The organism is Bacillus sp. FSL H8-0534 (assembly GCF_038005885.1).
In the GTDB taxonomy this organism is placed as follows: Bacteria; Bacillota; Bacilli; order Bacillales; family Bacillaceae_G; genus Bacillus_A; species Bacillus_A pseudomycoides.
Map to the genome: position 1 here is coordinate 1 of NZ_JBBOUC010000008.1, position 10,023 is coordinate 10,023.

Sequence of the window (10,023 nt, forward strand, 5' to 3'; positions counted from 1 at the left end):
CCATATTATTTCCTCCTCTTATTTCGTATTAAGATATGATAATTTTTATAAATAATTGTTAAATAATGTACTTACATAAATGCTTTTAAAAGTTCTTGAACTAATGGAATTACTCCACCTATAAATTTTAAAACTGTCATTGCAATTGTCATATTATTTCCTCCTTTTTTGTTGTTGCTAAGATGTGATTTATCTTTATGCTTTTATTATAGTAAGCGCTTACAATTATATCGATATATTTTTATATGTAATATTGCATATGGAGGGTAAGGTCACGAAATATCATATGATTTTTAAAGATTTAATCTGCTAATTTTGCATTATTTTACAATTTATTTTTGCTATATTTATTAGAAAAGGGGATGAATTAATGTTTAAATTTATAAAAGAAAAGTTAGCATTAATAGGTACTCTTTGTTTGTTTATTATTACTATTGTAAATTACACAGTAAATAATGAGACAGTAACTGGGATAGTTAGTATTTCATTATTTGTTCTTGTATTAATCTTATATATTATTTCTAGAAATACTAAAGTATCCTAAGGTGGATAAAGTGTGAGGTTATTTTGTTATAGAGTTATCTTACAAATAATTAGAGGTAGTTGTATCATGTCTGTCAACGGTAAGCGGACAGAATGAAGCGGAAGCGAAATGAAGGAGCATTAAGGAGTTGACAGACTTACTGTCCCAAACCCTCTTGGTGTGTCAAAACGTATGCGTTTTGGCCTGCCAACCGGCGAGGGAGCCCCTCAAGGATTGAGGGGTTGGGGTGTTCGATGGATGGGGTCTGGGGAAGAGTTCCCCAGTGGGTTTGGGCAAAGCCCAAGGTTTGTTTTTGCCATGCTGGGCATGGCTCGGTAAAGCCGAAAAGCGTCGCAGACCCCTATCGATTTTGATGCGTTAGCGTCAAAATACGTATAGGGTTACGTTAATTGACACAATTTCGTCGCCTTGCTAGACTTATGGTATCAATTAATCTAGGGAAAGTGGTGGCACTTTATGTTGTTCTCTATCTCATTTAATCAATCTCACCAAAGTTCATTAAGCCATAATAACAGGGAAAACATTCATGGGAATCCTGGCATCGATCCATCCAGGTTAGAGGAGAATATCTACTTTGTTCAAAAGGACATCCAAAGTGTATACAAGGATGTCTTTCAAGAAGCGGTGGACAAGTATAACGAGAAACAAAAACGGAATGACCGTAAGATTAAGGACTATTATGAAAAAATACGTAAAGATGAAAAGACACATGAGCAACGAGAACTCGTTGTAGCGATTGGGGAAGGCAAAGACGACCCAAAGTATAGGGAATCCAAAAAGGAAGCGTTAAAACAGTATGCTGAGGCGTTTCAAGGGCGAAATCCGAATCTAGCAGTTTATAACATGGTTTTACATGATGATGAAGCAAATCCGCATTTACATATTAACTATGTACCGAATTTCGAAAGTAGTCGAGGATTAACGAGGCGTGTCGGAATGGATAGAGCCTTGCAACAACAAGGCGTAAAAGGAAAAGGGACGGAGTTAATTGCAAATTGGAGAATATTAGAAACAGCTTATATTGAGGAATTAGCAAAAGAGCATATTTCTGATTTTGAGAGAGCAAATGTAGGATCTCACAAGTACATGAAAGTTCGTCAATACAAGGAATATGCTGAAATGAAATCAACCGTTGAGAATCAAATATATGAAAAAGAAATGCAGTTAGAAGTTTTTGACCATCATATGAAACATACTGAAGAAAAAGTAAATGAATTACAGATGGTGAAAACACATGTGGCTGATAAATACAAAGAGTTAGAAGCAGTGGAACAACAAGTGAAAAGTGAAAGTGAAAAGTTACAGCTGATTGGTCAGCGATATATAGAGTTAGAAAAAAAGGTGAAACAACAGCAAAAAGAATTGGATAGTGTTACGAATCAAGTGCCAAATGAACCTGTTGTGATTCCGTTTTTGCGTAGAGAAGTAATAACAGAAGTACAAGATAAAATGTTTGGGAAAGCTGAAATCACGAAGAAACAGACAAGAAATTATGTATTATCACCTGAACAGTATCGTAAAATAACAAAACAAGTGAATGCAGCAGTTACTATCAAAAAGGATTATGAGCGTTTGAAAGAGATAGATTTTGTGAAAGAGAATGAGAGTTTAAAAGTGCATGCAGAAGGATGGATGAAAGAAAATCGAACATTGAAACAAGAAAAAAACCAGTTGCAAAAAGAAGTTGGTGTATTAAATAGAGAAATTAGCTCATTAAAAGCTCATATAAAGGGTTTGCAGACAAATATAAGAGTTTTGTATTTACAAACGAAAAAAGTTTTTAAAGAGCAATTTAAGGCGTTTAGAGAGAGTGTTAAAAATGAATTGGATAGCAAGGGAGTAGATAATCAATTTGAACGTGAACATAAGAGAGAAATAAGCAGACATCGAGATTTTGATAGGGAACGGTAAAAAAATAGGGAAACTTTGTTTTTATCTTCAAGGTTATTGAAAACGTGATAGAATGAAAAAAAGAGCCATGCTGGAACATGACTCTTTTTATAGGGTATTCTACGAAAATACCTAGACTTCATTTATCTGATTATAGATTATCATAATTTGTTTTATAATCAAATAGCAAAAAATAGGTGTTTTTGTTGATTCCCTCAATTTAGAGGAGGAATTAACAATGAATGAAGAATTGGGACAAGCTTTAAATCAAGCTGATAGAAATGCTAGAAAAAGAGATTTTGAGAAAGATGGGAAACAAAGAGACCAAGCTGAAGAACTAAAAAAATCTCTTTTACAACAGTTAAAAGAATTAACTGGAGAAGACCATTATGTTGGAACTAATAAAGATCCATTTGCTGGAGAGCCATTTAATCAAGTAATGCACAGAAATTTAGATTTGTTGAATAGTATTGGTTATTTAACTCAAGCAGAAGAAAGTTTTTTATTTAGAATTCAAGCTTATTTGGAATTTAGAAGTAATGTTATTATTTGTAGAGATGATAAATTTAAAAGGAAACGAAAGAGTGCTGAGGAAGATTTTGAGTTACCAAAAGCAGCAACTGTTTCTGAAATTGCTGAAATGATAGGAAAATCAAGAGAAAAAACTTCTTTGGTTATGAATTCATTAAAGAAAAAAGAAATTTTACTTAATCCAGAAGGTGCTGGACAAATTATTGAAAATGGTCGCACTGTAAGTCCTAGAACATGGGTGGTAAATCCTTACATAATGATTTGTGCACCTCGAAAAAATGAAGTAAAACTTGATAAATTAACGATGAGATTGTTTCAATATTCTTTGAAAAATCTTAAAGATCAAAATGGTAAAAAAGTGAAATTACCAGCTCGATTTTTTTAGACTGTATCAATTTGATATAGTCTTTTTTATATGTATTTTAAAGTGTATTATCCACTTGGTTACTTATTTGTATTTTTTTAGGTGTGACGAAAACGTCACAAAAAGGCTTAAAAGTGTGACGAAAACGTCACACCCTGAAAAGTGTATTCAACCCAGTCATATCAAGGGATTTACACGTTTTTTGTAGATGCTCTCTATTATCACTATTATTAAAGGCTAAAAGTTCCGCAAGGAACAGGTAGTATTTTTGAGCAAAAAACGCTCAAAAATCTCCACCTTCAGGAGAAAAAAAGTCGGTTCGTTAATCCTCACCTAAAGGCTATCGCCTTTTCTTTTTTCCCCTGTCCTTGCGGAACTTTTTTCGGCTCGTGTGCTTTTCTCGCCAAGCCGACAGACAAAAAGCAAAGCAATGGTTCTCGACTTGGACAAGCAAGTATACGAGCCGAACCGCTTAGATCATTCGTCCCAAGATAGTTCTTATTCTAAAAATAGATACGTAATACGTGGGGTTTCGCCCCCACACGACGAGCCAGCACTCTAGCCAAAAAGCAAGGGGTGTTTCAAAACCTTGGGTGTGGTTATATGCCGATTACATTGGAGAAAGGCATTCATTAGAGTGTTCTTTCTTTATTTCTTAAAAGACTTGCTCGTATATTATTTAAAGACATAAAATAATATGAATCCGTTAAAATACATGAGTGATCCCTTGTTTTCCCCTCTTATCTAAAGGAGGAACTATTATGGGCTTTGGTGGTAGTTGTGGCAGCGGCTTTGCTGGAGGATTCGCATTACTCGTTGTGCTCTTTATATTATTAATCATAGTTGGAGCTGCTTGCTTCTGCTAAAAAACAATCAGAAAAGACACTTGTAAAGGTGTCTTTTCTTATGAAAAAAATATTTATATGATGTGGAGTTAAAATTGGGGGTCTTCCGATTCAAAAGATAGGTACAAGTTATCTTTTTAAACTGTGGAAAATGGTGATGAATAAAGATTCATGTGAAGTTAACATAACGCATCATTATTAAAGAATTTTCCAGTAACCCTTTTTTAAGGGCTATTTTTTTTATAATTTCGTAGTTACCTAATTTGATAACTACGAAAATGCTTGTAAGCTCTTGATATAACAACATTTTTATACTCAAATTAGGTTAATTTACTCTAACTCTCTATATAAGGGCTAAAAGTTCCGCAAGGAACTTTTTTCGGCAGGTGTAGGTATGCCGAAAAGCCGAACATATCAAAAACGAGAATTTAGGTAGCACGACTTGGATTAGCAATTGTACCTGCCGAACTGCCTAGATCTACTGTTCAAGAATAAGTTCTTATTCTATATTTTATAACACTAAAAGGGGCTAGCCGCTCGCTTCACCCCAACCTTCACCTCACACTCAAAAACAAGGAAAATACGGAAACCTGGTAATACACCCTTCATTTTCGGTGAAGTTGCACATATTTATAAAAAAAATACCCTTGTCCAATCGATTATCATTCTCTAGTCATTTAATACTACAAAGGGGGTGAGAACATGGGAAACAATGAAAAAATCACGTTTCGATTTGTAAAAAAAGATGGCGAAGAAATTAATTTGGGAAATCTTGCTGATAAACGAAAAATTGTCATTGTCATTAATAATCAGATTACATTTGCACCGAATACAACACAAATTGCCAGTGGAGCCGGACAAAACAGTGCAGCAGGAAATAATGCAGCAATCGATTCATCAAATACCGAACAGCAACAAACGGTGGGCGCTGGAGGCAAAGCGATAAATAAAGGAATTAGTGGAGATCAGATTGAGCCGCATAAAATGAAAAAAGAAAATTCGGATGAAGAGGTAGAATTTGTACTTATCATCAATAATCAAATTAATGAAACCAGTGAGGAACAGGCTAGTGCTACTCAAGTAGCAAGTGGTGGTGGAGAGGACAGTGCAGCGGGAACCAACGCTGCCATCGAAAGTTCTAATACCAAACAGCAACATGCAGTGGGAGGCGGAACGGATAGTTTAGCAAAAAATGCAGGTGAAGAAGGCGACCAAATAGAAAAATGCAAAAAACGCAGAGAAAAATGCAAAAAACGCGATTAAAGAAAGAAAAAATTTGGATCTGAAGATCCAAATTTTTTTGACATGGAAGTTTTTTTCACAAACAACCGCTGAATGAAAGTATCCCGGATGGGAAATCTTGGTTTTTTTACTATTAGGGATACCGCCAGCATTTTGGAAAAAAACCACGCTAAGCAAAAAAATACAATAAGCCGTCCATATGGACAGCTCATTTACATAATTATCGTTATTGGTAGTGAAATTATTAATCCCATATATTTGGGCGTTCAATTTTCATTGTTCTCATATAATCTAACATTTGTCCTGTATGAACACCCTCATGATATGCTATACGCATTAACATATCCCCTAAAGAACGGATATACCCTACATTTGAACGATCAATTTTAATTGTATTTAAATCTTCACTAGAAAAAGAACGAACAGTATCTAAAAATTGTTTGTGATATATCTCAGCAAAATTCAGTTCATCTTCGACAGATAAAAAAGGTCTGTTTTCAAATGGAGAATTATACTCTTTTAGACTTCCCCTATTTTCAATAGCCAGATGATAATAATGTTCTGATTCCAGTACATGTCGAATCATCTCTAAACAAGTCATAGCTTTTTCATCTGGTTTCCAATCTAATTTATCACTCGGAATTGCTTTCCATACCTTTATACTCCTTCTTCTCACTTCTTTTAGATTTAATAATAATAAATCAATAGTGTTCAATTGTATTTCTCCCCTTCACTTAGTCTTATAAATTAAGTTTACAAATATTTTCAAGTAAAATGCAAACATTCGTTCTTTTTTCGGATACATTTAACAAACGAATCGTCCTGTAACTGACAAAAAGAAACAATATGTTATGAATATTACATTCATGCTCGGTTAACATAACGTCCCATTATCGGTAGCAAGGACAAGGTGGAATTTTTGTTTTAAAGGGGATTCCCTCTTGTCCTTGTTTTATTTTTCTATACACGATTTTATACATTGTTGATGTAGCGGGGATCTTAGGGATCCTCGCTACTCTTTTTTTGTATAAAATCTTATATAGAGAAAAAAGATTTTGATGTTATTATCGAGAAGTAATGAGTATCGGTGTTAAAATCGATATGTATTTCGAAATCAATTCGTTTTTAAAATCGGTTGTGAAATCAATTGTAAGTGAATTCCGATTTTGATTAAAATATTGATTTAATCGCGTTTATGCGAGGGAAAACTTATTCCGTTTTTTGGAGGAGGAATTAAAATTGGAACTAAAATCGGAAATGTATACACCGAAAATTGTTGCGGATAGTTTAGGGGTAACTCCCGATTTATTAAAAGTATGGTCAAATGAATTTAATATACAAACCGAGCGAAGTCAGGGAGGACATCGCAGGTATTCTAAGGAAAATATTGAAGAATTAAAAGCTATAAAAGAAAAAATACATGTACAAAAATGGTCTTACGATCAAGTTCGAGCATGGAAGAATGGAGAACTTGATTCGTTTGTTTCAAAAGAAGAAAAATCGGAATTAGAAAAAAAATTGGATGAAGTATTGGAAAATCAGCAATTACAAAATCAATTTAATCAAGCATTAGTTCAAAAATTACAAGAGATTACCAATGAATTAGTTACTACAAAAGAGTATTTAGCTAATACTGAGAGAAAACTAACTGAAGTAGAGGGGAAAAATAGTGAATTAGAAGTCTTTATAGAGAAAAAGTTAGAGAAACGAGATCAGTTATTGCTTGAAAACATTAGAGATATACAGAAACAAAATCAGAAACAAAAACGGAAAGGTGTTTTTGGTTTGTTTAAAGACTAATTAATTGATTATGTGAAAAAAAAGTTTCTTCAGATTTTCCGAAGAAACTTTTCTAGATTTTTAGATACATATGAGAATTAATTTATTTCATTTGCTATTTAAATACTAGGAGAATATTACCTTCATGATATAGTCATAAAATGAGGTTAAACATACTATACAGCTTAGCATTAAGAAAGCTATCCAAAGAGATATAAAATAATTTTTTTTAATTATGTAACAATATAAACTGAAAAAAATAGAAACTGAAAAGCCTAAAAGACATACAATAAGAATCCAAGTTCCGAGGCCATGTCCAAACATGAAAAATTGAGATTTTATTAAAATAAAAAGAACAAAAATAACAATTAAAGAAATGCATAATATAAAATATTTCATTACTTTTAAACGGTTATTTTCTAAAGAAAGGTGATTTTGCAGTTCTTTATCCGATTTAATTAAATAATCTAAACTAACATTGTATAAATCGCTTAGTTGAACAAGATTAATAATATCCGGAGCGCATTTATCATTTTCCCATTTGGAAACAGCTTGAGCAGTAACGTTCAATTTATCGGCTAACTGATTTTGAGAATAATTATGTTCTTTACGTAGTTTTTTTAACTTACTTCCTAACTCCATTTTACTCTCCTCCTCTAATGAAAATATAAATGAAATTTTAGAAATAAGCACGATAGTGTTGGTTGTGTTTTATCAACCTGGGTATTAACTAATGGTTGAGTATTGTTTTATATTAATATCACTGGTAAGAACTAGAGATAACATTGATTATGTGAATGAAAAGCCCCTTCCGATCTTCTGAAGGGACTTTTCTAGGTTTCTAGATACATGGACTGCTGATAAGTGGCATTATGTTAACCTCACTTATTTTCACGTCGAAAATTGCTTAACGTATGTTTTCGTTAAAATGTGAGCGGAACCCCTATTTGTAAGCGACTCGAAATAAAAAAGCGAAGATATGACAGAATTTGTTTTCTTCGCTTTTTTTGATCTGTTAGCTTGTCCTATTTGTTTGTTTAAAATTATCAATTAGTATTGGTTAGTTGGTTGATAGATAACTATTAACTACATATTGGAAATCCTAAGAATACTAGTAATGAATAAAATTCTGGTGATAGAGAAACTCTAAAAATGATTTTATCGTTGAATTTAACAATTAAAAAGTAAGCATCTCCATCTTGATAAATACATGCGGATACCATAAGAGAATACACCTCCTTATATGATATAACTTATAAAAAATAATAGAATGTGTTTGGACACTCTCGGTTATATCACATTAGTTCCCACTTGAAAGAGGATGTAGTGATGACATGATTTTGTAAGTTTCTTTGTTTTCTAGAAAAAATAACGGGTATCAAAAATAACCATAAAAAACATAGTATGAGGGTACCGTTCTTTTGAACAGAGGGAAAATATGATAGTATGAATTTCCACATTTGAAAGAAAATAGGATTCAAGTTGTTGTGCGAATGAATCGCAAAAAAGAACATTCCTCTTGTAAGGGAATGTTCTTTTTCATAATATCATATAATTATGCTTTAAAATTTTTAAGCATAGATTAGTAAAGAAAGATTTCTTTATTCCCGCTGGTTACTTCCCTAAATAAAAAGAAGCGCTATTTAGGGTATTTATTTTTCATAACAATTGTAAAATATGAGCATATAGGGGTACCGCTACATCGTTGACTACTGATAATGAACATTATGCATATTAGAGAATATCGAACATAAAATGATATTAACTTCATGACGTTTCTGTGTTTTAGCGTTACCCCTACGTTTTCGAAAAGGCACCTGTATAAGGTGTCTTTTTGTTTTTCACCTTTTGAGATGGACAAGCATATATTTGTAGTGTGGGACAACCTCTCTAAGGCCCTAGTCAATACTCATTGAAAACTCCTACAAATTTGGGCATCTACTGATGTGGATGCTCTCTTTTTATGAACTATTTGAATAGGACAAGCATATACTGCTTGTACCTTATTAACTTTAGTAACCTTAACTTTCGTTAATGGGGATTCTCATAATCCTTTAAAGGGCGCTCACGGAAATGGGTGCTCTTTTTACTAGATAAAACGGATATTGAAATAGGAAGGGCGATGAATGATGGACGAAATACAACGATTTATTGCTAACAATACACATCAGCTTGGATATATTATGGATGAAGCTAGCAGGAAGTGGATAGAGCAAGACCCTAAAGGAGCTTTGACAGTAGGAGCAAGTAAAGGAACGATAGATGCTTATGGTAGTTATTATGATCTGTTGGAAAAGTTAGCATGCCTTGAAGAAGGAAAAAATATTTAGCATAATGATTAAACCAATAGCAATTATCGTAGGCGCTGCTATGATCGGCTTAGCGTCTTATTTGTTGTTCATGAATTCTATTATCTCTTTATTTACAGTGTTTTGAATGTATACTTTTCCTGTTGGTTTTGAGAATACCAGGGGAATTAGTATAAAGTCAATGTTTTAGGGGAAATGAATGTAAACAAATATCTAAAAGTTTACATTCGTACTTATAATAAATAAAAAGCACTTTTAAAACATTAAAAAGTGCTTTAACTTGATGTTGATGTGACGGCACCTCAAGTATGTAGAAATTTAAAAAAGTCCCTTCATAATGCTAAAGGGACTTTTCTCACACAAATGATCTGCACATCAATTCACTTTTGATATACAGATCATTTGCATGATAATTTTTATAAATAATTGCGGAATAATGAACTTACATTACTGCTTTTAAAAGCTCTCCTACTAATGGGATGATTCCACCTAAGAATGATAAAACTGCCATTGCGATTG

Annotated in this window: 8 protein-coding genes; 6 read left to right on the plus strand and 2 right to left on the minus strand. The window is 32.9% G+C overall.

What is annotated here, in order from left to right:
* The first annotated feature begins 1,000 nt into the window (after nt 1–1,000).
* The 4 genes from MHH71_RS30365 (at nt 1,001) to MHH71_RS30380 (ending at nt 5,437) form a co-directional block, all read left to right on the plus strand.
* Nucleotides 1,001–2,455, plus strand: coding sequence for a plasmid recombination protein (locus MHH71_RS30365; RefSeq protein ID WP_006097170.1), 1,455 nt, complete (start codon nt 1,001–1,003; stop codon nt 2,453–2,455).
* Nucleotides 2,456–2,672: 217 nt separating this feature from the next.
* Nucleotides 2,673–3,350 carry a hypothetical protein gene (locus MHH71_RS30370; protein WP_006097171.1) on the plus strand — a complete coding sequence of 226 codons (678 nt, stop codon included), beginning with the start codon at nt 2,673–2,675 and terminating at the stop codon, nt 3,348–3,350.
* A gap of 740 nt (nt 3,351–4,090) precedes the next feature.
* On the plus strand, nt 4,091–4,195 hold the full coding sequence (locus MHH71_RS30375; protein ID WP_078212141.1) for a YjcZ family sporulation protein: 105 nt from the start codon (nt 4,091–4,093) through the stop codon (nt 4,193–4,195).
* Nucleotides 4,196–4,876: 681 nt separating this feature from the next.
* On the plus strand, nt 4,877–5,437 hold the full coding sequence (locus tag MHH71_RS30380) for a hypothetical protein (protein ID WP_006097175.1): 561 nt from the start codon (nt 4,877–4,879) through the stop codon (nt 5,435–5,437).
* A 223-nt stretch (nt 5,438–5,660) separates the two neighbouring features.
* On the opposite strand, the gene MHH71_RS30385 is transcribed toward MHH71_RS30380, so the two are convergent.
* The gene (locus MHH71_RS30385; RefSeq protein ID WP_006097177.1) at nt 5,661–6,131 is read right to left on the minus strand and encodes a DinB family protein; all 471 of its coding nucleotides are present in this window, start codon (nt 6,129–6,131) and stop codon (nt 5,661–5,663) included.
* 524 nt (nt 6,132–6,655) lie between these two features.
* Here MHH71_RS30385 and MHH71_RS30390 point away from each other — a divergent pair.
* Nucleotides 6,656–7,216 carry a MerR family transcriptional regulator gene (locus MHH71_RS30390; protein ID WP_033799410.1) on the plus strand — a complete coding sequence of 187 codons (561 nt, stop codon included), beginning with the start codon at nt 6,656–6,658 and terminating at the stop codon, nt 7,214–7,216.
* Nucleotides 7,217–7,321: 105 nt separating this feature from the next.
* Here MHH71_RS30390 and MHH71_RS30395 read toward each other — a convergent pair whose 3' ends face one another.
* Nucleotides 7,322–7,837, minus strand: coding sequence for a helix-turn-helix domain-containing protein (locus tag MHH71_RS30395; RefSeq protein WP_033799411.1), 516 nt, complete (start codon nt 7,835–7,837; stop codon nt 7,322–7,324).
* Nucleotides 7,838–9,321: 1,484 nt separating this feature from the next.
* Between MHH71_RS30395 and MHH71_RS30400 the strand changes: the two genes are divergently transcribed.
* Nucleotides 9,322–9,525: a hypothetical protein gene (locus tag MHH71_RS30400; protein ID WP_006097168.1), complete on the plus strand. Its 204-nt coding sequence runs from the start codon at nt 9,322–9,324 to the stop codon at nt 9,523–9,525.
* The last annotated feature ends 498 nt before the right edge of the window (nt 9,526–10,023 follow it).

Bases quoted from the DNA above. Each gene is read 5' to 3' on its own strand.
- MHH71_RS30375 (WP_078212141.1), top strand. From the start codon at position 4,091: ATGGGCTTTGGTGGTAGTTGTGGCAGCGGCTTTGCTGGAGGATTCGCA.
- MHH71_RS30380 (WP_006097175.1), top strand. From the start codon at position 4,877: ATGGGAAACAATGAAAAAATCACGTTTCGATTTGTAAAAAAAGATGGC.
- MHH71_RS30395 (WP_033799411.1), bottom strand. From the start codon at position 7,837: ATGGAGTTAGGAAGTAAGTTAAAAAAACTACGTAAAGAACATAATTAT.
- MHH71_RS30365 (WP_006097170.1), top strand. From the start codon at position 1,001: ATGTTGTTCTCTATCTCATTTAATCAATCTCACCAAAGTTCATTAAGC.
- MHH71_RS30370 (WP_006097171.1), top strand. From the start codon at position 2,673: ATGAATGAAGAATTGGGACAAGCTTTAAATCAAGCTGATAGAAATGCT.
- MHH71_RS30400 (WP_006097168.1), top strand. From the start codon at position 9,322: ATGATGGACGAAATACAACGATTTATTGCTAACAATACACATCAGCTT.